This is a genomic window from Agrobacterium sp. LR_9, assembly GCF_041954855.1.
Taxonomy (GTDB): Bacteria; Pseudomonadota; Alphaproteobacteria; order Rhizobiales; family Rhizobiaceae; genus Agrobacterium; species Agrobacterium leguminum.
This window is the reverse complement of record NZ_JAVAYA010000001.1, coordinates 122,935-144,572: the sequence shown is the minus strand read 5'-3', so window position 1 is coordinate 144,572 and position 21,638 is coordinate 122,935. Positions and strand designations below refer to the sequence as shown.

Annotated in this window: 25 protein-coding genes and 1 tRNA gene; 15 read left to right on the top strand and 11 right to left on the bottom strand. The window is 58.0% G+C overall.

Annotated features, from left to right (window positions below; genetic code table 11):
- Both RAC79_RS00710 and RAC79_RS00705 read right to left on the bottom strand, forming a co-directional pair.
- Entirely contained in the window at positions 1–582 is a 582-nt protein-coding gene (locus RAC79_RS00710; protein ID WP_142844142.1) for a helix-turn-helix domain-containing protein, read from the bottom strand.
- Positions 583–677: 95 nt separating this feature from the next.
- Positions 678–1,079 carry a ketosteroid isomerase-related protein gene (locus RAC79_RS00705; protein WP_078051397.1) on the bottom strand — a complete coding sequence of 134 codons (402 nt, stop codon included), beginning with the start codon at positions 1,077–1,079 and terminating at the stop codon, positions 678–680.
- 73 nt (positions 1,080–1,152) lie between these two features.
- Between RAC79_RS00705 and RAC79_RS00700 the strand changes: the two genes are divergently transcribed.
- The 3 genes from RAC79_RS00700 to lepA all read left to right on the top strand — a co-directional run bounded on the left by RAC79_RS00700 (position 1,153) and on the right by lepA (position 4,527).
- Entirely contained in the window at positions 1,153–1,761 is a 609-nt protein-coding gene (locus RAC79_RS00700; RefSeq protein ID WP_174038729.1) for a GNAT family N-acetyltransferase, read from the top strand.
- The gene (locus RAC79_RS00695) at positions 1,758–2,627 is read left to right on the top strand and encodes a carbon-nitrogen hydrolase family protein (RefSeq protein ID WP_174038728.1); all 870 of its coding nucleotides are present in this window, start codon (positions 1,758–1,760) and stop codon (positions 2,625–2,627) included. Before RAC79_RS00700 ends, RAC79_RS00695 begins: the two co-directional genes overlap by 4 nt.
- A gap of 61 nt (positions 2,628–2,688) precedes the next feature.
- On the top strand, positions 2,689–4,527 hold the full coding sequence (lepA, locus tag RAC79_RS00690; RefSeq protein WP_035240402.1) for a translation elongation factor 4: 1,839 nt from the start codon (positions 2,689–2,691) through the stop codon (positions 4,525–4,527).
- 69 nt (positions 4,528–4,596) lie between these two features.
- Here the strand turns inward: lepA and RAC79_RS00685 are convergent, their stop codons facing one another.
- A complete protein-coding gene (locus RAC79_RS00685; RefSeq protein WP_078051400.1) occupies positions 4,597–5,004 on the bottom strand; it encodes a DUF2000 family protein in 408 nt (135 codons plus the stop codon).
- A gap of 94 nt (positions 5,005–5,098) precedes the next feature.
- Here RAC79_RS00685 and RAC79_RS00680 point away from each other — a divergent pair, with 94 nt between their 5' ends.
- On the top strand, positions 5,099–5,875 hold the full coding sequence (locus RAC79_RS00680; protein ID WP_174038727.1) for an AraC family transcriptional regulator: 777 nt from the start codon (positions 5,099–5,101) through the stop codon (positions 5,873–5,875).
- Here RAC79_RS00680 and RAC79_RS00675 read toward each other — a convergent pair whose 3' ends face one another.
- Positions 5,876–6,763, bottom strand: coding sequence for an NAD(P)/FAD-dependent oxidoreductase (locus RAC79_RS00675; RefSeq protein WP_174038726.1), 888 nt, complete (start codon positions 6,761–6,763; stop codon positions 5,876–5,878).
- 154 nt (positions 6,764–6,917) lie between these two features.
- Between RAC79_RS00675 and RAC79_RS00670 the strand changes: the two genes are divergently transcribed.
- A complete protein-coding gene (locus RAC79_RS00670) occupies positions 6,918–7,376 on the top strand; it encodes an Rrf2 family transcriptional regulator (RefSeq protein ID WP_174038725.1) in 459 nt (152 codons plus the stop codon).
- Between the two features lie 71 nt (positions 7,377–7,447).
- On the opposite strand, the gene RAC79_RS00665 is transcribed toward RAC79_RS00670, so the two are convergent.
- Both RAC79_RS00665 and RAC79_RS00660 read right to left on the bottom strand, forming a co-directional pair.
- Positions 7,448–7,765 (bottom strand): hypothetical protein, encoded by a 318-nt coding sequence (locus RAC79_RS00665; protein ID WP_003524488.1) that lies wholly within the window; start codon positions 7,763–7,765, stop codon positions 7,448–7,450.
- 72 nt (positions 7,766–7,837) lie between these two features.
- Positions 7,838–9,250 (bottom strand): PLP-dependent aminotransferase family protein, encoded by a 1,413-nt coding sequence (locus tag RAC79_RS00660; RefSeq protein ID WP_174038724.1) that lies wholly within the window; start codon positions 9,248–9,250, stop codon positions 7,838–7,840.
- Between the two features lie 116 nt (positions 9,251–9,366).
- Here RAC79_RS00660 and RAC79_RS00655 point away from each other — a divergent pair, with 116 nt between their 5' ends.
- Positions 9,367–10,242 carry a DMT family transporter gene (locus RAC79_RS00655; RefSeq protein WP_174038723.1) on the top strand — a complete coding sequence of 292 codons (876 nt, stop codon included), beginning with the start codon at positions 9,367–9,369 and terminating at the stop codon, positions 10,240–10,242.
- A gap of 12 nt (positions 10,243–10,254) precedes the next feature.
- Here RAC79_RS00655 and RAC79_RS00650 read toward each other — a convergent pair whose 3' ends face one another.
- The 4 genes from RAC79_RS00650 to RAC79_RS00635 form a co-directional block, all read right to left on the bottom strand.
- The gene (locus RAC79_RS00650) at positions 10,255–11,367 is read right to left on the bottom strand and encodes a GH25 family lysozyme (RefSeq protein WP_174038722.1); all 1,113 of its coding nucleotides are present in this window, start codon (positions 11,365–11,367) and stop codon (positions 10,255–10,257) included.
- Positions 11,368–11,545: 178 nt separating this feature from the next.
- On the bottom strand, positions 11,546–11,734 hold the full coding sequence (locus RAC79_RS00645) for a YegP family protein (protein ID WP_059759498.1): 189 nt from the start codon (positions 11,732–11,734) through the stop codon (positions 11,546–11,548).
- A 58-nt stretch (positions 11,735–11,792) separates the two neighbouring features.
- Positions 11,793–12,518 carry a type 1 glutamine amidotransferase gene (locus RAC79_RS00640; RefSeq protein WP_162934007.1) on the bottom strand — a complete coding sequence of 242 codons (726 nt, stop codon included), beginning with the start codon at positions 12,516–12,518 and terminating at the stop codon, positions 11,793–11,795.
- Positions 12,519–12,655: 137 nt separating this feature from the next.
- Positions 12,656–13,105: a DoxX family protein gene (locus tag RAC79_RS00635; protein WP_174038721.1), complete on the bottom strand. Its 450-nt coding sequence runs from the start codon at positions 13,103–13,105 to the stop codon at positions 12,656–12,658.
- Between the two features lie 145 nt (positions 13,106–13,250).
- Between RAC79_RS00635 and RAC79_RS00630 the strand changes: the two genes are divergently transcribed.
- Both RAC79_RS00630 and RAC79_RS00625 read left to right on the top strand, forming a co-directional pair.
- Positions 13,251–13,556, top strand: a complete 306-nt coding sequence (locus RAC79_RS00630; protein ID WP_174038720.1) for a SelT/SelW/SelH family protein — start codon at positions 13,251–13,253, stop codon at positions 13,554–13,556.
- A gap of 119 nt (positions 13,557–13,675) precedes the next feature.
- Positions 13,676–13,762 (top strand) — tRNA-Leu (locus RAC79_RS00625).
- 185 nt (positions 13,763–13,947) lie between these two features.
- Here RAC79_RS00625 and RAC79_RS00620 read toward each other — a convergent pair.
- Positions 13,948–14,358 carry a pilus assembly protein N-terminal domain-containing protein gene (locus RAC79_RS00620; protein ID WP_020812471.1) on the bottom strand — a complete coding sequence of 137 codons (411 nt, stop codon included), beginning with the start codon at positions 14,356–14,358 and terminating at the stop codon, positions 13,948–13,950.
- A 414-nt stretch (positions 14,359–14,772) separates the two neighbouring features.
- Between RAC79_RS00620 and RAC79_RS00615 the strand changes: the two genes are divergently transcribed.
- The 7 genes from RAC79_RS00615 (at position 14,773) to RAC79_RS00585 (ending at position 21,624) form a co-directional block, all read left to right on the top strand.
- Entirely contained in the window at positions 14,773–14,952 is a 180-nt protein-coding gene (locus RAC79_RS00615; RefSeq protein ID WP_174038719.1) for a Flp family type IVb pilin, read from the top strand.
- Between the two features lie 83 nt (positions 14,953–15,035).
- Complete coding sequence (locus RAC79_RS00610; RefSeq protein ID WP_174038718.1) at positions 15,036–15,551, top strand: prepilin peptidase; 516 nt, start codon at positions 15,036–15,038, stop codon at positions 15,549–15,551.
- A gap of 113 nt (positions 15,552–15,664) precedes the next feature.
- The gene (gene cpaB, locus RAC79_RS00605) at positions 15,665–16,471 is read left to right on the top strand and encodes a Flp pilus assembly protein CpaB (RefSeq protein ID WP_174038717.1); all 807 of its coding nucleotides are present in this window, start codon (positions 15,665–15,667) and stop codon (positions 16,469–16,471) included.
- Positions 16,468–18,051 (top strand): type II and III secretion system protein family protein, encoded by a 1,584-nt coding sequence (locus RAC79_RS00600; RefSeq protein ID WP_174038716.1) that lies wholly within the window; start codon positions 16,468–16,470, stop codon positions 18,049–18,051. The genes cpaB and RAC79_RS00600 overlap by 4 nt, the downstream gene beginning before the upstream one ends.
- A 56-nt stretch (positions 18,052–18,107) precedes the next feature.
- Positions 18,108–18,800, top strand: coding sequence for a CpaD family pilus assembly protein (locus RAC79_RS00595; RefSeq protein ID WP_078051408.1), 693 nt, complete (start codon positions 18,108–18,110; stop codon positions 18,798–18,800).
- A 34-nt stretch (positions 18,801–18,834) separates the two neighbouring features.
- Positions 18,835–20,118 carry a CtpF protein gene (locus RAC79_RS00590; protein WP_374996844.1) on the top strand — a complete coding sequence of 428 codons (1,284 nt, stop codon included), beginning with the start codon at positions 18,835–18,837 and terminating at the stop codon, positions 20,116–20,118.
- Between the two features lie 33 nt (positions 20,119–20,151).
- Positions 20,152–21,624 carry a CpaF family protein gene (locus RAC79_RS00585; protein ID WP_065654706.1) on the top strand — a complete coding sequence of 491 codons (1,473 nt, stop codon included), beginning with the start codon at positions 20,152–20,154 and terminating at the stop codon, positions 21,622–21,624.
- Positions 21,625–21,638: the final 14 nt, after the last annotated feature.

Sequence of the window (21,638 nt, the reverse complement as noted above, 5' to 3'; positions counted from 1 at the left end):
TCAGCGCTGTCTTTGGTCCAGCACGACGGCATAACGGGCAGGTTTTTCGGAGGGGTTGTGGAAAACATGCCCCTCGCCAACCGGCATGAAAAGGCAATCTCCGGGTTCCAGCCGGTGAACGTCTCCGCCGCTCGTCATTTCCAGTACACCTTCGAAAAGCCAGACATATTGCGTCATCCCCCGGCTCGCCGCATGCGGAGGGAAGCCGACGCGCGCGCCGGGCGGAAATTCGACTTCGACGATATCGACATCGGATCCCACACGCGGCGGAGAGATGGCGCGGCGCACATAACCGGTCTCCGGATCTTTCCAGAGCTGCTGATCACGCTTTTTCATAAGCGGGGACACAGCCTCTTCGTTTTCAGCGAAGAAACCGGAAAGCGACAGGCCAAGGGCTGCGCAGATGCGGGCCAGCAGCGAGGCCGTGGGGCTCGCCTCTCCACGCTCGATCCGGGAAATCATGGCGCGGCTGACGCCGGATTCGGCGGCGAGCCTGTCCAGCGTCAGGCCGTTTTCAGCCCGCAATGTTTTGATCCGCTCGCCGATGGAGCGCTCAAGAATATGATCTTCGTTTTCCATCATATGAGAATTGCACTCTCATATGATGGTGTCAATATCCATGATAATGGAAATTATCACCGTCTTTGCCGCCAGTTGCTTTGCGGCAAAAGAACGTGTCAGGCGCCGACTTGGGCAATCCAGTCGTTCAGATTATAGTAGTTCGTTACTCGGCTAACTTTTCCGTCCTTCAGGTCGAAAAAGGCACCGGCCGGCAGTACGTATTTCTGGCCATTCGCCTCGGGCAATCCCTCGTCGGTCTTGAGATATTCGCCGTTGACGATGAATTCTGCGGAAGCACGCTTGCCATCTTCGCTCGCCATGATGACCATGTCGGTGAGATTTTCCTTATAGCAGCGGTTCATATGGTCCATGAAGGAAGCGAAGGCGGCCTTGCCGGTCTGGCGCTCGCCCTGATTGATGTCGTGCACCACCTCATCGTGAAGAAGCGCCAGAAAAGCATCCATGTCCTGACGGTTGAAGGCTTCGTAGTAGGCGCGGATGGTCTCGGCAGCGGTCATCGTCTTCTCCGTTCAATGCTTGCGCGGGTTTTCCATGACGGTATAACCATTGCAACCGAAAGTGAAAATGCCCATGACCGTCGAAATCAAGTCTCTTTCCGGCATTGACGCCACACCCTATTTCGATGACCTCGCGCGCCTGCGGATCGAGGTGTTTCGCGCCTTTCCCTATCTCTATGACGGCTCGCTGGACTATGAGCGCAAATATCTCGCGACCTATGCCGATACGGACGGCGCGGTCTTCGTGCTGGCGCTTGATGACGGCAAAGTGGTCGGCATGTCGACCGGCATGCCGATGGCGGCAGAGACCGAGGAGGTAAAGGAGCCCTTCGTCAAAGCAGGTTACGATCCGGACCGGATATTCTACTTCGGTGAAAGCGTACTTCTGCCCGACTATCGCGGCCACGGCATTGGCGTGCGCTTCTTCGAAGAACGGGAGGCGCATGCAAAGCGGCTCGGTTTCGACAGGTGCACTTTCTGTGCTGTGGAGCGACCCGCAGACCATCCACGACGCCCGGCGGACTACGTGCCGTTGAACGCTTTCTGGGAAAAGCGCGGTTATAGCCATCACCCGGAACTGCGCACCAGCTTCACATGGCAGGACCTCGACGAAAGCGTTGAAAGCCCGAAGCCGCTGTCCTTCTGGATGAAGACCATTTTTGCCGGAGACGGAGACAAATGACACGCCTTGCCGCCAGCCAATATGCCATCGAGCTGATCGAGACATGGGAGGCTTATGCCGCGCATCTCTCCGCCATCGTTCGCGAAGCGAAGGAAAAAGGCGCTGAGTTGCTGCTTTTGCCGGAATATTCGGCAATGACGCTGACCGGGCAATTGCCGCCCGCCGCGCGCTCCGATCTGCATCGTTCCATCGAAGAGATACAGCCGTTGATCCCGTCCTGGGTGGAGCTTTGCGAGGAGCTGGCGCGGCAACATCAAATCCTCTTCCAGCCGGGCAGCGCGCCGGTGAAGGACCCGGACGGCAAGTTCCGCAACCGCGCATGGCTGTTCGGCCCGGATGGGCTGATCGGTTATCAGGACAAGCAGATCATGACCCGCTTCGAGCGGGAGCAATGGAACATTCATGCCGGCGTCGAGGGCCTGAAAGCCTTCGAGACGCCGATAGGCAGGCTGGGCATCCTCATCTGTTACGACAACGAGTTCCCGATGCTGGGCCGCAGACTGGCGGAACTGGATGTGGAACTGGTGCTCGCGCCGAGTTGCACCGATACGCTGGCGGGTGCTTACCGGGTGCGCATCGGCGCGCAGGCCAGGGCATTGGAAAACCAATATGCCATCCTCTCCTCCCCCACCGCGGGCGAGGCCCCTTGGTCTCCTGCGGTTGATGAAAATCGCGGCCGCGCCGCCCTTTACGTGCCTTCGGACTATGGCATGCCGGCATCCGGCGTCATTGCGGAAAGCGAAAGCGATGCGGTGACACAGAGCACGCTTCTGATCGCCGATATCGATCTTGCCGCCGTCGCAAGGCTCCGCACCGAAGGACAGGTGGCCACCCGGCGCGACTGGCCGGAGCAATTTGCGATCTGAAAAGCCCATTTTAAAAGGCTTTTAACCAAATTCCCGCTTTGCGGTGTGACAAGCCCCTGCTATAGCGCGGGACATGAGCACAAATTCGACCCGCACGCCCCTGGACCATATCCGCAACTTCTCGATCGTTGCCCACATCGATCATGGCAAATCGACGCTGGCCGACCGGTTGATCCAGTCGACAGGCGGCCTTGCCGAACGCGACATGTCGGAACAGGTTCTCGATTCGATGGATATCGAGCGCGAACGCGGCATCACCATCAAGGCCCAGACCGTGCGCCTGCACTACAAGGCGAATAACGGCGAGACCTATGTGCTGAACCTCATCGACACGCCCGGCCACGTCGACTTCGCTTACGAAGTGTCCCGCTCGCTTTCGGCCTGTGAAGGTTCGCTGCTGGTGGTCGACGCATCGCAGGGCGTGGAAGCCCAGACGCTCGCCAACGTTTATCAGGCCATCGACAACAATCACGAACTGGTGACGGTGCTCAACAAGATCGACCTGCCGGCGGCCGAACCCGACCGCATCAAGGAGCAGATCGAAGAGGTGATCGGCATCGACGCCTCCGACGCCGTGATGATTTCCGCCAAGACCGGTCTTGGCATTCCGGATGTTCTGGAAGCCATCGTCCACCGTCTGCCGCCGCCGAAGAGCGAAGTCGGCGAAAACGGACCGCTGAAAGCGCTGCTGGTCGATAGCTGGTATGACACCTATCTCGGCGTCATGGTTCTGGTGCGCGTCATCGATGGGGTGCTGAGCAAGGGCCAGCAGATCCGCATGATGGGTTCGGGCGCGAAATACGGCATCGAGCGCGTCGGCGTGCTGACCCCGAAGATGGTCAATGTCGACAGCCTCGGCCCCGGCGAGATCGGCTTCATCACCGCCTCGATCAAGGAAGTCGCCGATACCCGTGTTGGCGATACCATCACCGACGACAAGCGCCCGACGGCGCAGGCCCTGCCCGGCTTCAAGCCTGCGCAGCCCGTGGTGTTCTGCGGCCTCTTCCCGGTCGATGCGGCCGACTTTGAAGATTTGCGCGCGGCGGTGGGCAAGCTTCGTCTCAACGACGCCTCCTTCTCCTTCGAAATGGAATCCTCCGCCGCCCTCGGCTTCGGTTTCCGCTGCGGCTTCCTCGGCCTGCTGCATCTCGAAATCATTCAGGAACGCCTTGAGCGCGAGTTCAATCTCGATCTCGTCGCCACCGCGCCTTCGGTCGTCTATGAAATGACGCTGACCGATGGCACGGAGAAGGAACTTCACAACCCGGCCGACATGCCCGACGTTGTGAAGATCAAGGAAATCCGCGAGCCCTGGATCAAGGCGACGATCATGACGCCGGACGAATATCTCGGCGGCATCCTGAAACTCTGTCAGGACCGGCGCGGCCTGCAGACGGAGCTGACCTACGTCGGCAACCGTGCGATGATCACCTATGAACTGCCGCTCAACGAAGTGGTGTTCGATTTCTACGACCGGCTGAAATCCATCTCCAAGGGTTACGCCTCGTTCGATTACAACATCATCGACTATCGCGAAGGCGATCTCGTCAAGATGTCGATCCTTGTCAATGGCGATCCGGTGGATGCGCTCTCCATGCTGGTGCACCGCTCGGCGGCCGATCGGCGCGGGCGCGGCATGTGCGAAAAGCTGAAGGAACTCATTCCGCCGCACATGTTCCAGATTCCGATCCAGGCGGCCATCGGCGGCAAGGTCATCGCCCGCGAAACCGTACGCGCGCTGCGCAAGGACGTGACGGCGAAGTGCTACGGCGGCGACGCGACGCGCAAACGCAAGCTTCTGGACAAGCAGAAGGAAGGCAAGAAGCGCATGCGCCAGTTCGGCAAGGTGGAAATTCCTCAGGAAGCCTTCATCGCTGCGCTAAAGATGAACGACGAATAAGCGGCAAAATCATATTGCCATCGCTATGGAAGGGAGGCCCACAGCCTCCCTTTTGCGTTTAGGCTTCTATCACGCGTGCAGCTTTGCGCCCTTGGTGATCTTGTCGACGATCTTCCTGTCGGCCCTCAGCGCCATGCCGACCACCTTGGCATTCTCCGGCGAAAACTCCGAAAATACCTGGCGATTGGCGACATCGTGCCCGGTGGCGAACATTTCCTCGATATAAAGCGAAGTCGTGACGTCGCGCTCGAGGGATCGCTGATGGATTTTGCGCAGCGCCTCCTGATCCGTGGCCATGACGACAATCGGCTGGATGGACAGGGGATTATAGACGTTGCCTGCCCCGTCGCGGTATGGTTCTCCAATGATCTCCTTGGTCTGGGCGACGATCCCGGACATGAGAAATGCGGTAACGTTCAGTTTTTGCCACACGGCAAGGTCATCGCGAAGGATGACGGCGATCTTGGTATCAAACATGCGAACTCAATCTGGCTGTGGTTACGAAAGAGAAGCGATCCTAGCGCCTCGGGGCGTCGGCGATCTTGAACGTTCGTGCAAATTCGAAGGGATCGTGCAGGCACCCTCCAGCGAAGGCATAGAACGCATCGAAGCGCGCTTTCATGGCAACGCCTATGCGCCGCACCGTCATGATACCTATGCGCTGGGTGTCACGCTTTCCGGCGTCCAGACATTTTCCTATCGGGGGAAATCGCATTTCAGCACGCCCGGAAGGGTAATCGTGCTGCATCCGGACGAAGTTCACGATGGCGGCGCAGGCACCGATGAAGGCCTGCGCTACCGTATGCTTTATCTTCCGCCCGAAAAAACGACTGAGGCGGGATATAACGCGCTGCCCTTCGCCCAGAATCCCGTCATCGAGGATGAGGAATTCCGGCAATGCCTCATCGAGGCGCTTGGCAATCTGGAAGGCAAGCCGGACAATCTGCTTCTCACCGACTGGCAGTCGAGACTGGCGGATTTGCTATGGAAACATTCAAACGGAAGCGCCAGAACCATCAAACGGATCGACCGGATCGCCGTTTTACGGTGCCGGGACTATCTGCTGGAGAATAGCGCCGACACCGTCGGTTCCGAAGAGCTGGAGCGGATAAGCGGGCTCGACCGCTTCACGCTCTTTCGGCACTTTCGCTTCCTGTTCGGCACCAGCCCGCACCGTTATCTCATCATGCGCCGGCTGCAAAAATGCAAAGAGATGATGCGTGCGGGTGCGGGCCTTGCGGAAACGGCATTTGCCTGCGGTTTTGCGGATCAGGCGCATTTTACCCGACATTTCAAAAATGCCTTCGGCATGCCGCCGGGCCGCTGGCTCAATCTTGTTTCGCATTGATCATTCCGGAAACAGGATTGACCGGTGCGCCGCAGCACCCGCCATGGCGCCGTCTCCCACCGAAAGGGCGACTGAGCCGGCAGGCCTTGCCACATCACCGCAGGCGAAGATACCGCGGGCGGTGGTCTGTTTCATGGGATCTGTCACGATGGTCGATCCCATCGGCCCCTCCTCCACGGCGCAGCCAAGTTTTTCCAGCCAGTTCGAGGCGATACGCAATTTCGGCTGGGTGAAAAGGCCAGCCAATGGGATGCTGCGTCCATCCACCAGAACGACATCCGCATGCCCCGTAATTTCCCGGATGCGGGTTGTTTCCACCCGCACGCCCCGGTCCGACAACAATGCTTGCTGATCCCCATCCGGTTCGAATACGCCATTGGTGAAAAAGGTCGTCTCGCCCCAGTCGGGCAGCATCAATGCGTGGTGAATGGCCAGAGGTGAAGCGGTGATGACACCGATCTTTTCCTGATTGAGCTCGTAACCATGGCAATAGGGGCAATGGAAGACCGAAGAGCCCCAACGCTCTTTCAGCCCGGCAATAGCAGGCAATTCATCGGTGACGCCCATGGCGAGGATCAGCCGGTCCGCTGTCTCACGGCGGCTGCCGTCGATCTCGACTACAAAATCGTCGAAGGAGCCTTCGGCATCAGTCACCCTGCCCTCAGCCCAATCTATGGTCGGGTAACGTTCGATCTGGCGGCGCGCCTCGGCGATAATTTCACCCGGCGCCTTTCCATCCTGGCCGAGAAAACCGTGGGAATGGCTGGCGAAACGGTTTCTCCGTTCCCCAGCGTCCACCACCAGAATGTTTTTTCTGGCGCGTCCCAGCTGCAGGGCGGCTGAGAGGCCGGCATAGCTGCCGCCGATAATGATGACGTCGAATTTCATGATGCACCCATCGTTTCAGGAAAGAGGCGGAAGTGCCCGTTCGTTTCACGATACTTATATTGTTACGTGATTTTCGGAGTCAATAGTCACGCAACTTATATTGTTACGTCACCTCGAAAGTGATAGCGTCGGTGTAAATAGACGGGTTTGGACGATGAGACACGACACGCGCCTTTCACGGGTGCTGCATATTCTGATCCATATGGAAAATCATAAGGGTGCGGCGACATCCGAGAGCATCGCGGCGATGCTTCAGACCAATCCGGTGGTGGTGCGCAGGACGATGGCCGGCTTGCGCGAGCATGGTTATGTCTCGTCGGAAAAGGGCCATGGCGGCGGGTGGGTGCTGGCGCGGCCGCTCAGCGAAATCACGCTGCTCGACATTTACCGGGCGCTTGGCGCACCGGAACTGTTCTCAATCGGGCTGGCGGGCGACAACCCGAATTGCGTTATTGAACAGGCCGTCAATGCAGTACTTTTCGACGCCATGAAAGAGGCGGAAAACATTCTGCTATCCCGTTTCGGGAGCATTGCCCTTTCGCAACTGGCACAGGAATCCATCAGCCGTTGGTCCAGGGTTTCCAACCACCCTTCCGCGATGGAGCAGCTTTAGGGCGCGGAAAAGGGCCGCAAAGAAAAACCGCCTGCCCGGAGGCAGGCGGTTTTATCATATCAGTAGGCCCGTTACGGCTGGGTCTGCGTGCCGCCCGTATTCGGGCTTGCCGGTGCGGTGTTGTTCGCAGGCGGTGTTGCCGGAGCGGTCGGAGCCATGGGCGCCGGTGCCTGATCCGTTGCCGCAGGCGGCGTGGTGGAGGATGTCGTGGCCGGATCGGTGGTCGGGCCGCTCATCTGCGACCAGGCGAAAACGCCCACCAATACGACGACGATGATCGCCAACCACGGCACCCAGGACGACGACGTGCGGGCACGCGGTTCATTGCTGATATTCACTTCCGGACGAAGATCGCGGTCCGGACGCGGGTTGTTGGGATCGAATGTCATGGTGTTTCCTCCTCTTCATTCTGCGGAGAAAACGACGTTCACGGGATTTTGTTCCGATTCCTTCCAGAACGCTTACAACCGACGAGGTTCGGGTGTTTTCTGAAGCGCCTCCGCCAGCACCGTCATGACCTGCGGACCTGCCATTTGCGAGACATTGAAACGCATGAAACCGGAGGCGTTCTGCGAGGAACTGAACACATTGCCGGGGGCCAGCACCACCTGCCGCGAAAGCGCGCGGCGCGCCACATCGGCGGCATCAACCCCGTCCGGCAGACGGCACCATAAAAACATGCCCGCCTGCGGTTCGATCCACGGCACACATCCGACCGACCTCAGACGCGCCGCCACCTCCGGCATCGTTGCCGCAAGACGTTGCCTCAGCGCCTCGACATGCTTGCGGTAACTGCCATCAGTCAAAAGCGACAGGATCAGCGCCGCCGAAAAATGCGTTCCGCCAAAAGTGGTGGCGATCTTGAGATCTGTCAGGGCTTCCACCCATGCGACGGGCGCTGCAATGAAACCGCACCGCACGGAGGCCGACAGTGTTTTTGAAAAACTGCCTATCTGGACGACGCGGTTAAGACCGTCGAAGGCCGCCAGCCGGGACGCGGCCTGGGTTTCGAAATCGGCAAAAATATCATCCTCGATGATGGTCAGCCCCACCTGTTCGGCGAGCATCAGCAGGCGATGGGCGGAAACGGCGGAAAGCCTTGCACCTGTCGGATTATGGATTGCGGAATTGGTAATATAAAGCCGGGGCTGATGGTCTTTCAGCGCCTGCTCGAAGAGTGCCAGATCCGGTCCGGTCGGCGTATAGGGAACACCGACGATCTTCACCCGATGCGCCCGCAAGAGGGCGTGGAAATTGAAATAACAGGGATCATCGACAACAACCGTATCCCCCGGTTGCAGCAGGAAACGGCACAGAAGATCGATCGCCTGCGTGCCTGAATCGGTGAGCATGATCTGGCTGGCGCCCGCCTGCACCCCGTGTTCGGCCAGCCGGCGCGACAGAAGCTGGCGCAGCGGCAACAGCCCCATCGGACTGCCATAATCCGTCAGCAGGGCGGCGTCGGCGCGGGCAAGCCCGCGCATCGCCCGCCTCAACGCTTCCTGCGGCATCCACGATGCGGGAAGCCAGCCGCAGCCGGGTTTGGCGAGAACGGAACCCTCATCCAGCGCCTGCCGCGAGACCCACAAGGGATCCACCGCCCTATCGAGCTGCGGCTCGATATCGGCAAGCGACAGGGGCGCAAGCGGGCCCGAAACGAAAAAACCGGAGCCGGGGCGCGAGCTTATCGTACCATCCGCCACGAGCCGGTCGTAGGCCTCGACAACGGTGGAGGTGGAAACCTGCATGGTCTTCGCCAGTGCCCTGACCGACGGCAGGCGCGCGCCAGGCACCAGGCTGCGCGAGGCGATGCGTTGCCGCACACTTGCCATCACCTTCTCTATGCGCGTGCCCGCAGCGACTTGTCCGTCCACACTTTCCTCCAACTGTACCGCTTATGATACCATAACAGTTTGTTGAAATTGTATATGATTGTCGCTGTTCCTGCCAGCCATTCCGGATCAAGAAAGGCAAAACGCAGGAGTTGACAATGGACAAGACGACGAGCGGCTGGCTGAGCGGTCTGACAGGCGTGGTGATATTCAGCGGTTCGCTGCCCGCGACACGCATTGCGGTAACGGGTTTCGATCCGGTGTTCCTGACCGTCGCCCGCGCCAGCATTGCCGGCGCGCTGGCGCTGGCGCTGCTGTTTCTGTTCAGGCAAAAGCGCCCGGCGCGCGATGACCTGACATCGCTTTTCATCGTCTCGCTCGGTGTCGTGGTGGGCTTCCCGTTACTGACCGCACTCGCCCTGCGGCATGTCACCTCGGCGCATTCCATCGTTTTCGTGGGGCTCTTGCCGCTCGCAACAGCAATCTTCGCCGTGCTGCGCGGCGGAGAACGCCCACGCCCCGTCTTCTGGCTCTTTTCCTGTCTTGGAAGCGCGCTTGTTGCGGGGTTTTCGCTGTCGAATTCGTTTGCCGCCGGGATCGAGGCCTCGCTTGCCGGCGATCTTCTGATGCTCGGCGCAATCATCGTCTGCGGGCTCGGTTATGCGGAGGGTGCTGCCCTTTCCCGCAAGCTGGGCGGCTGGCAGGTCATTTCCTGGGCGCTGGTTCTTTCCCTGCCGGTAATACTGCCGCTTGCTTTCTTCACCGGGCCGGAAACACTCGCCGGCATCAATCTGCAGGCCTGGGCCGGCCTTACCTATGTTTCCCTGTTCAGCATGCTGATCGGCTTCATCTTCTGGTATCGCGGGCTGGCGCTTGGCGGCATCGCAGCCGTCGGCCAACTGCAATTGCTTCAGCCCTTTTTCGGGCTGGCACTTGCCGCGACCCTGCTGCATGAGGAAGTGAGCCCGGCCATGATCGCCGTTACGCTTGTGGTGGTGCTCTGTGTTGCAGGCGCACGAAAATTCGCGCGTTGACGGCTGCCATCCTCAGCTCGAACGGCGGTCCACCCAGCGATGCCATGCATCCTCACTGCCGTTGAAGACATTGAGATCGATGCGGCCATCGACGCCGTGCGACAGGCCGGAACCGGAATATTGCCAGAACAGCCACTTGCGGCCGGGATAAACCACCGATGGATGCTGGGCGACGGCGCGCAGCCAGAAGGGATAATCCTGGAATTCGCCCTGGAGGTTGTCCTTGTAAAAATCGGGCGCCGTATAAATGATCGGCCGCTGGCCGTAATGGCGCTCAAGCTTGTCCATGAAGACGCGCATCTTTTCCAGAACGCGTTCACGGGAATGGCGCATCTTGCAGCTCGATTCGCCGTTATATTCCACGTCGATGACCGGCGGCAGGGCGTCCGGGTCGCGCGGTACATTGCGAATGAACCAGTCCGCCTGTTCGCTGGCGTTGCGGCACCAGTAGAAGAAGTGGTAAGCGCCGCGGCGAATGCCCGCCTCCTTCGCGCGCTGCCAGTTGGTGCGGAACATCGGATCGAGATGGTCGCCGCCATCCGTCGCCTTGATGAAGGCGAAATTGGCGCCGCGTGTGCGCAGCTGCGGCCAGTTTATATTGGCCTGCCAGCGGGATACATCCACCCCGTGGACCTGGAAATGACGCGGCTGGACCTTGCCGAAATTGATCGGCTTGGCATCGCTGAAGCTGGAGCGGAAAATGCGCGAGCGGATTTGCGCACCGGCGCTCGCCGCCGGGGCCGCAGCCATGGCCAACTGGACCGGGCGCTCCATCTGGTTGATCGTGGGGCGCTCCGCCGGCCGCACCATTCCCGCCGCCTGTGACGGAACCGGCAAACGGATTTCAGGCGCATTCTGCGTTAACGACGCCCTGGGGGTGACAGCGGAAAAGGCCTTGGGTTCGTCAGGCACCGGCCCGCCCCATGCCAGAACTTCCTGCCGTGGCTGTGCTGAAATGGGCTGGGTACCGACACTTGCCTGCGGCACCGGCGCGGATGGCGTGACCGAACTCGTCGTTTCCTTCGAGGGCAAACCGGCCACCAGGCTTTCCGGCCCGGAACTGGACGTGCAGCCTCCAAGCAGGAAGCAACCGAAGAAAAGTGCTGGCACAGCCGATGAACGCATGAGAACCCGTACGCAAAACAAATCGGGGGCACTCTGATGCCGCCCGGAGACCTCGAAATACAAATGCTAACGGAAGATTATCAAAAAAGACTGAATCTTATCTTTACGTCGGCACACGCCGATGCGCCCGTCATTTCTGGCAGGCGAAACGGTTCGAGTTCTCGCGTCGTGGCGCGGCTCAGGCCGTCATGGCGGTCAGATCGACAGTGTCGGCGCCGGGGGAGTTTCTCTTGATCGATTCGATCGCATGGATGGCCGACGCCTTCGCCTTGTACCCTTCCGACGAGAACATTGTCTCCCCGTTGGATGCCTTGAAGCGGAAACGATATTCGCCGGCCTTGTCCTGATAGATTTCGAATTTGTACATAATCTTTGCGCCTCCTTTCGCGCGGTAGTCCATCAGCCGCAACTCTGTTCGGCCTCGGTCACTTTCGCAACGGAAAATCGCCGATCTGAATGAGCCGCACCCAGGCTCGAGCGATCTCCAGCCCGGCTGCATCGGCCATTTCTGCGCGCAAGCCACGGTGGTCACGATAATTCTCCAGCCAGCCCGGCGACATTCTTTCGACGGAAGCAGGAAACGCCTGGCACCAGCCATCAACCACGGCGGTCGAGGCCTCGAAATGGAATTGCGTGCCATAGACCGCCCGGCCGATGCGAAAGGCCTGATTTCGTGTCGCGCCATTGGTCGCAAGCCGCGTGGCGTCCGGCGGAAGCGTAAATGTATCGCAATGCCACTGAAAAATAGGAAAGGTCTTTTCCAACCCGGCCAATAGCGGATCGGACACGCCCTCTTCCGTCAGGGAGACATCCTGCCAGCCGAATTCCGGCGGTCCCGAGAGAATATTCTCTCCGCCATAGGCGCGCGCCAGCAACTGGCTGCCGAGGCACACACCCATGACCGCTTTACCAGCATCGCCAAAGGCTTTCATGAGAAGGGCGAGATCAGCCAGATAGGGATAAAGCGCATCGTCAAGCGCGTTTTGTTCGCCGCCCAGAACGACAAGCGCATCATGGTCGGCGGCATCCGTTGGGAGAGGCTCACCCGCATAGGCGCGGATCACATGGATTTCCGCCGCCGCTTCTTCCAGCGCTACGCCGAGTTGCCCATGCGGCGTACCCGCCATGTTTTCTATGATTGCGACGCGCATAAGACCTCGTGGAGACGACAATGGATTCAACCGGCCAAGAGTGCCGATCGAATCCAGCTTCACCACGAGAAAAATCGATTTTCAAGAGCCGCGGCGTCGTCAGTGCGACGACAGGCGGATGACCTGACCTATGCGCCTTAGAATTCACGCGCCAGCTTGGCGTCTGCGGAATGCAGGTTGCCGCCACGAACGGCAAAGAACAGGAAAATCGCGGCCCAAAGGATCGATTTTTCCGCGCCGCCCAGACCTTCCGCCTTTACGATGCCGTGAAAATAAACCGTTACCAGAAGAACGATCATGGCCGCGAAAGATGCCGGCCGTGTGAACAGGCCGATGGCGACCAGAATGCCGCCGAAAAATTCCGTGGCGGCAAGCAGCGGCGACCAGAAGGCGCCGGGATAAAAACCGAGGCTCTCCACCATGCCGACTGCGCCGAAAGGATTGACGATCTTGCCGAAACCATGGGTGACAAGAAGAAGCCCGGCCGTGACGCGCAGGATCGTCTCCGCCAGATCATGTGTCGCATTATAAAGCGGTGCGACCGCCGGAACGAAAAGACGCTGACGATTATTCTCGAACTGGGCCATAGGATCTCCACGTTTCAGCCTTCGACAGCTTCTCTGTTCGCAAAGCCGCATGATAAGAACAAGCGTACGCCCGGTAAAAACATGAGTATTATAGTTGACATTATCGTGAACATTATTGCCGCTGCGCGGTGAAGGAGACCTGAGGATGACCGAGACAAAACCCCGCATAACCATCCGCTATTGCACGCAATGCAACTGGCTGCTCCGGGCAGGCTGGATGGCGCAGGAAATCCTTCAGACCTTCGCTTCCGATGTCGGCGAAGTCAGCCTCGTTCCCTCAACCGGCGGCCTGTTCGAGATCACCGTCGACGGCACGACCATATGGGAACGCAAACGCGATGGCGGTTTTCCCGGCCCAAAAGAACTCAAACAGAGAATCCGTGACATCATCGACCCGGAGCGCGGCCTCGGTCATGTGGACAGAACGAAGCATGAAGGGCTCGACACCTGACCCGGCCACATGTTTCAACAGCCCCAACCAAGTTTTTTCCCTTTAAAATCAATGATCGTCATAAAAGTTCAAAAAGTCTGTTGACACCGGGCGGCTGCCCTCGTACATCGCTCTCCGTCGCCCAGATGGCGGAATTGGTAGACGCGCCAGCTTCAGGTGCTGGTACTCGCAAGGGTGTGGAGGTTCGAGTCCTCTTCTGGGCACCATTCCATTTTTGATCTTAGCCAGATCAAGAACTTAGCCGAAAAACAGCAACATATCGCCGACCGGTGAACGCCGGAAAGCGTGTTGCTTTTTCGCCTTTTCCACTTACAGAAAAGCTACGAGCAGGCCGCTTCCGTTTTTGTCGGAAGGCCTGTTGTCCTGTCTGAAATATGATCGACCTTGCCTGTTATGGCTGAGCGTCTTTATCGCCACTATTTTGCGAATGCTGTTCGCAATTCGGCGTACAGGACAGAACGGTCCGCTCCGTTTGGCGGAAAACACGCACCGTATTGCCCTCGTCGATGGAGACGAGAATGCGTTCATCCACGATTGGATTACCATCGGCATCCAGAAGCACGAGATTGGTCGTGCCGAAACTGCGACCCGTCAGAACAATCGTGGTGGCATCGGCAACGGTAGCATCGGCGACTTTGGAGTTGCCGACGATAACCTTGCTGACGGCGCGGTCGAGACGAAGGACACGGGCGTGATTCATCGAAACGCGCAAAATGTCATCCTCAGCAAAGGCGGGCTGCAGCGAACCCGATAGAAAGACGGACAAGCCGACCACAATTTTCGCCAGTTTTCCGGATGACACGCGTTTGGCCCTTGCTCACTACCCGCACTTTGTTGCTCCACAGAATGCGCGGTTTTAGTGAATGAAGCGTTAAATGGCGGAAATCCGGAACGAGGATGGTAACCATTCGTAATGTATTGATATTTTCATGTCTCTTCGCCCCGCGTCAAAATTGAACAGCTTCGCCTCTTTCAACCGAAACTTAGCCGGACGAGAGAAATGGCCAGCGTCTGAATATATTTGTTTATCAGCAAATATAAAAATGCAGACAATACTTTTTGTTTTTATTTACCAAGAGAAACTCATCCTGCCGTTTACTTTGAGTTAATCGTTTTTTTTAAGCGCTTGGAAATCGCCCCGCTGTAGTTTGAACCCAACCGAACAACGGAGAACAGTTGTCGGCGTGCTGAACCAACACAAGTTAGGAGAGACCCTATGACCAAGATTTTCGCTCGTTTCCTCAAGGATGAATCCGGTGCTACTGCAATCGAATACGGCCTGATTGCTGCGCTCATTTCTGTCGCCATCATCGGCGGCGCCACCACTCTGGGCACAAAGCTCAGCACCCAGTTCACGAACCTGGGTAGCTACATGAACGTGAAGAAAAACGAGTAATTTAGTTGATACTGAATTTGATTGTGTTGCGCCGGCCATCGTCGGCGCAACACAATCCGTAACCATAGGTAGATTTAAAAATTATGACAGTTGCGGCGATATTCCTTATACTTCCATTATGTCTCAGCTTCGCCGCGCTGAACGACCTCTTTACCATGACGATTCCCAACAGGATACCGCTCATCCTGTTATTTTCCTTTATAATCGTCGCGCCCGTTTCAGGCATGGACTGGCAAACTTTTGCCCTTAGTTTTGCCGCTGGCACTGCAGTTTTTGCCGCCTGTTTTGCGCTCTTTGCCGCCAATGTCATGGGCGGGGGAGATGCGAAACTCTTGACCGCCGCAGCGATCTGGTATGGCTTCAACATCTCCGTCATCGAGTTTCTACTTGCGGTGACATTTATCGGCGGTGCTTTGACGGTCGGCATCCTTCTTTTGCGAACACGCTCAAGAGAAATCATGGCGGCCGGCATTCCGGTGCCAGATTCCCTGCTGGTGGCAAAAAAAATCCCTTACGGTATCGGCATAGCGGTAGCTGGTCTTCTAACCTATGGGGAAACACCACTTGTCAAGGCAGCCATTGCGGGCCTTCTTGAGTAACATTGAGCGTTAAGTATCGGTTAACTACAAATCCAGGCATAATATTAACCATAATTATACCAATCGCGCGCCATCCTGACGGGACAAGAATCTGATTCCCTCAAGGATCGAGCATGAAACCGTCGCGTATCGTTATCCTTTCCGTTGCTCTGGTGGCCGCCGGTCTTGCCGGCCTAGTCGCCATGCAGATTTCCGGCACGAAGCAGGTCATCGAAAAAGCAGAAACGATCATCCAGAAAGAACCGACGGTCAACGTTCTCGTCTCTTCGGTCAATCTGCCCGTCGGTAGCCGCCTGAACGACAGTTCCGTGCGCTGGACACCCTGGCCACAGGGCAATGTGGTCGGCAGTTTCATAACGGAAGCGAAAAGGCCTGACGCCATCACCGAACTCACCGGTGCGGTCGTGCGGCTGCCTCTGTTCGAAGGTGAGCCGATACGGCCGGAAAAAGTGGTCGATTCCAGCACGCGCATCATGTCCTCCCTTTTGCCGGCCGGGAAACGCGCTGTCGCCACCGAGATTTCCGTCTCGACAGGCGCAGGCGGTTTCGTGCTGCCGAATGACCGGGTCGATGTGATCATGGTCCGCAAGGGCGACAATAATAACTTTCTGACCGAAAATGTTTTGAACAATGTTCGTGTCCTGGCAATCGATCAGCAGATCAAGGAAGGCGAGGACGGAACGTCGGCGGTGGTCGGCGCAACCGCCACGCTCGAACTCACACCGGAACAGGCGAAGATCATAACGGTGGCGCAGCAAATGGCGGACCGTCTCACGCTTGCTTTGCGCTCCGTCGCCGATGCGCAGGAAAACGATACGCTTTCGGCTGGCCATCTTCTCAGCGGCGGCTCCGGACAGCCGGAAATTCAAGTGATCAAATCCGGCTCGATCGTGAAGAGCGGTCAAGGAGCATCACAATGACCGGAAGGCTCATGACAAATCGTCTCAACCAACGCCTGCGTTCATCGATGGCGGGTGGGCTCGCATTCTGCCTGGCCTTTTCAGGCCTTCCCGGCCAGCATTCCCCCAAGTTTCTGCACGTCAGCGAAGCGGAGGCGCAAAGCACAAGCATCGTGCGGATTACCGAAAGCGGCACAGGCATTCGCAAGCGCTTAAAGCTGGGTTTAAACAAGGCGTTGGTCATCGACCTGCCCGAAGATGCACACGACATTCTCGTTGCCGATCCGAGTCTTGCCGATGCCGTCACCCGCACGTCCAGACGTATTTATCTTTTCGGTAAAACGGTAGGACAGACCAACATTTTCATTTTTGGTGAGGGTGGCCGGGAAATCGTCAGTCTCGATCTGGAAGTAGAGAGGGACATCTCCGGGCTCGAGGCGAATATCCGCCGTTTCATTCCGGAGTCGGACATCAAGGTGGAAATCGTCTCGGACAACATCGTTCTTACGGGATCCGTGCGCACACCTCAGGACTCCGCACGCGCCGTTCAACTTGCCGACGCCTTTCTAAAAGGCGGTGAGGCCACCACCCGCAATATATCGTTGACGGGCGGCGACAATGGCGGCGATGCGGCGATTTTTGCCGAGCGCCGACAGGTATCGCAAATCGTCAACATGCTGACGATCGAAGGTGAAGATCAGGTGACGCTGAAGGTCACCGTCGCCGAAGTAAGCAGACAGGTTCTAAAGCAACTCGGCTTCAACGGCTCCATCAGCAGTTCAACAAGCGGCAACGGTTTCGAATTCGCAAATCCGTCCAACCTTGGCAACGCGATCGACGGTGCGTCCCGGATCGCCAGCGGTGCGATAGGTTCAGGCTCTCTCAGATTCGCCTCCTACCTCAACGCCATGGAGCAGGCTGGCGTCATGCGTACATTGGCGGAACCAAGCCTGACGGCAATTTCCGGGGAGCAGGCAAAATTTTATGTGGGGGGAGACTTCCGGATTTCTGCAGAACAGGAGGTTTCGTTCGACAAGGAAACGAATTCCAATCTCATCAAACGCGAGATGGAAACAGTCGACTACGGCATCACTTTGAACTTCAGGCCCGTTGTGCTTTCGCCCGGCAGGATAAGTCTCAAGATCGAGACCAACGTGTCTGAACCGACTTATGAAGGCAATGTCGTCACCGGAAACTACGGGCGAGGCATTCCAGGTTCGACCTACATGTCTGTCCGCAAGCGTGAAACATCCACAACGGTCGAGCTTCCCTCTGGCGGTTCGATCGTGATTGCAGGTCTCGTTCAGGACAATATCCGCCAGGCAATGTCCGGGCTTCCGGGCATGTCGAAAATCCCGATTTTCGGCACGCTTTTCCGCAGCAAGGACTTCCTGCGCAACGAAACCGAACTGGTCATTATCGCAACGCCCTATCTGGTGCGGCCCGTTGCCCGCAATCAGATCGCCCGGCCAGATGATAACTTCAATCCGGAAAACGACGCTGCCATGTATTTCATGAACCGCGTCAACAAGGTCTATGGCCGCAAGGATCAGGTTCAGGCCGCGCCCTATCAGGGGTCAGTGGGGTTCATCTACAAATGACGACACGCACACAAAATCCCCTCTTCACAGCAAGCCCGGTCAGGGCAGGAAACGTCATGAAGGAACCCTATTCCTCCTTTTCCCCCTACCTTTCCGGAAGACGGACCGGCCTCGTCGTCGTTGCCGCGCTTGCCGCCGGCCTGTTGCAGGGTTGCGCACGCGATCCGATGACCACCAACGCCATTCCCGACGATTATCGCACACGCCACCCGATTACCCTGTCGGAAGCGGAGCATTCGCTGGATATTCCGGTCTCGGCCAGCGACAGTCGGCTGACCACAGCGATGGCGGATAATGTCCGCGGCTTTGCCCAGAATTATGCGTCGATGTCCACCGGGATCATCAATATTCAGACGCCGTCGGGATCGGCCAACTCGGCGGCCGCATCGCGAATGGCGAAACAGATTCGCTCGACGCTTTCCGGCGCGGGTGTGGCGCCGGGCAAGATCATGGAGACGCGTTATGCCGCTTCCCCCAATGGCGACGCCTCTCCCATCCGTTTGAGCTATGTCGCCGTTACCGCCATGACCGGTCAGTGCGGCCAATGGCCAGAGGATCTCTCGGACAATACCTTCGCCAATAAGAACTGGTACAATTTCGGGTGCGCGTCCCAAAGCAATCTCGCAGCGCAGATCGCCAATCCCATGGATCTGGTCGGCCCGCGTGGCATGAGCCCGATCGATGCCGAGCGCCGCGCGGTCGTCATCGACACCTATCGCGGCAAGACTTCGACCGCGGCAACAGATTGATGCAGACCCAAAATTTGTCACGGCAGGATAGACGATGAGCGCTGTAGAATACGATATCAAACCTAGCGGCGGCGGGGAAGCCGAGCCGCCCGTGCGCGCTTCGGATATGGATCGCCTGCGCCCCCTGCCCCGCATTTCCGTTCACGCTTTCTGCGTCAGCGACAACATGCAAGGCGTCATGGACGGATTGTCCAGCGACCGGCGCATGAGCAAGGTTACCCTGCGGGTGACCAAGGGCGATATCAATGCGGCAGCCACGATGTTTTCCACGTCGCCCACGCCCAATCTCATCGTTCTTGAAACGGCAAGCTCAACCGCCTCGCTGCTGGACGATCTCGCGCCCCTGGCGGAAGTTTGTGATCCCTCCACGCGTGTCATCATTGTCGGCCGACACAACGACATCACGCTTTATCGCGATCTCATCCGCAACGGCATTTCCGAATATCTCGTAGCTCCGGTCAATATGGCCGATCTCCTGGCTTCGATCGCCGCGATCTTCGTCGATCCGGAAGCGGAGCCGCTGGGCCGCAACATCGCCTTCATTGGTGCCAAGGGCGGCGTAGGTTCATCGACCATCGCGCATAATTGCGCCTTCGGCATTTCGAGTCTTTTCTTCACGGAAACCATTCTGGCGGATATGGATCTTGCCTATGGAACGGCGAATATCGATTTCGATCAGGACCCTGCCCAGGGCATGGCTGAAGCGGTCTTTTCGCCGGAGCGGCTGGACGAGGTATTTCTCGACCGTCTTTTGACGAAATGTTCCGATCATCTGTCGCTTTTGGCGGCACCGTCTCTTCTCGACAGAACCTACGATCTCGATCGTCAGGCTTTTCTGCCGATCCTCGAGGTTTTGCAGCGCAGTGCCCCGGTTGCGGTTCTCGATCTTCCACACCAGTGGTGCGACTGGACGCGCGCAGTCCTTGCGGAAGCCGATGAGGTGGTCATAACGGCGGTTCCCGATCTCGCAAATCTGCGCAATACGAAGAATCTCTTCGACGCTCTCATCAAGCTGAGACCCAACGATAAATTGCCGCACCTCGTTCTCAATCAGGTCGGCATGCCCAAGCGTCCGGAAATCGCGCCGGCGGACTTCCTTGAGCCGCTGGAAATCGAGCCGATTGCGATTATCCCATTCGACGCACAATTGTTCGGAAACGCCGCCAATAGCGGACGCATGATCAGCGAGATGGATGAAAAATCCCAGACGGCGGAAACCTTTTCGCAAATCGCCCATACCATCACCGGCCGCTCCGTGCTGCGCAAAAGCAGGCGCGGCGGTCTGGAAAAACTGAAGAATATTCTCAAGCGCAAGTAGGCCTTCTGCCTGCGTCCTTAGACGGAAACGCCGATGTTCGGAAAACGCGGGCCTGAAGGCCCAGCCAGAAGCACGAAGCCGGATCTTGCTGCACCTGTGCCCATGCAGGTAACGGCGGCGCCTGAACCTCGTTCTGCTGCACTTGACACTCTTGAACCCGGCCAATCACCGGTGGTGCGTCAAGCAACCGCAAGTGCACCGCTCGCGCAGAGAAAACGCGCCCGCACGGAAGACTACTACAATACCAAGAGCCAGGTATTTTCCGCGCTTATCGATACGATCGACCTTTCGCAGCTCGCCAAGCTCGACGCGGAAAGCGCGCGCGAGGAAATTCGCGATATCGTCAACGACATTATCACGATCAAGAATTTCGCCATGTCGATTGCCGAGCAGGAAGAGCTGCTCGAAGATATCTGCAACGACGTTCTTGGTTACGGGCCGCTGGAGCCGCTTCTCGCACGCGACGACATTGCCGATATCATGGTCAACGGTTCCGGCCAGACCTTCATCGAAGTCGGCGGCAAGACCATCGAATCCGATATCCGTTTTCGTGACAATGCGCAGTTGCTTTCCATCTGCCAGCGCATCGTCAGCCAGGTCGGCCGACGCGTGGATGAGTCGAGCCCGATATGCGACGCCCGCCTTCCGGATGGATCGCGCGTCAACGTCATCGCTCCACCGCTTGCCATCGACGGTCCGGCGCTGACGATCCGAAAATTCAAGAAGGACAAGCTGACACTCGACCAGCTCGTACGTTTCGGAGCGATCACGCCGGAAGGCGCTACATTGCTCAAGATCATCGGTCGCGTCCGCTGCAATGTCGTTATCTCGGGCGGCACCGGCTCGGGTAAGACGACGCTTCTTAACTGCCTGACGAGCTTCATCGACAAGGATGAACGCGTCATCACCTGTGAAGACACCGCCGAACTGCAGCTGCAGCAACCGCATGTGGTGAGGCTCGAAACGCGTCCGCCCAATATCGAAGGGGAAGGCGAGATCACAATGCGCGATCTCGTCAAGAACTGCCTTCGCATGCGGCCCGAACGCATCATCGTCGGCGAAGTGCGCGGACCGGAAGTTTTCGACCTTCTCCAGGCCATGAACACCGGTCACGACGGTTCGATGGGAACGCTGCACGCCAATACGCCACGCGAATGCCTCAGCCGTATCGAATCGATGATCGCCATGGGCGGCTTCACCCTGCCGGCCAAGACCGTGCGTGAAATCATTTCGGGATCGATCGATGTCGTCATTCAGGCAGCGCGTCTGCGTGACGGCTCGCGCCGGATAACCCAGATTACGGAAGTGATCGGTATGGAAGGCGATGTCATCGTCACGCAGGATCTGATGCGATACGAAATCGAAGGCGAAGATGCGAACGGCAAGCTGATCGGCAGGCACGTATCGACCGGCATCAGCAAGCCCAATTTCTGGGATCGTGCACGCTATTACGGCGAAGAGAAACGCCTGGCAGCCGCGCTCGATGAGATGGAAAAGACATCCTAAGGGAAAGCGACTGC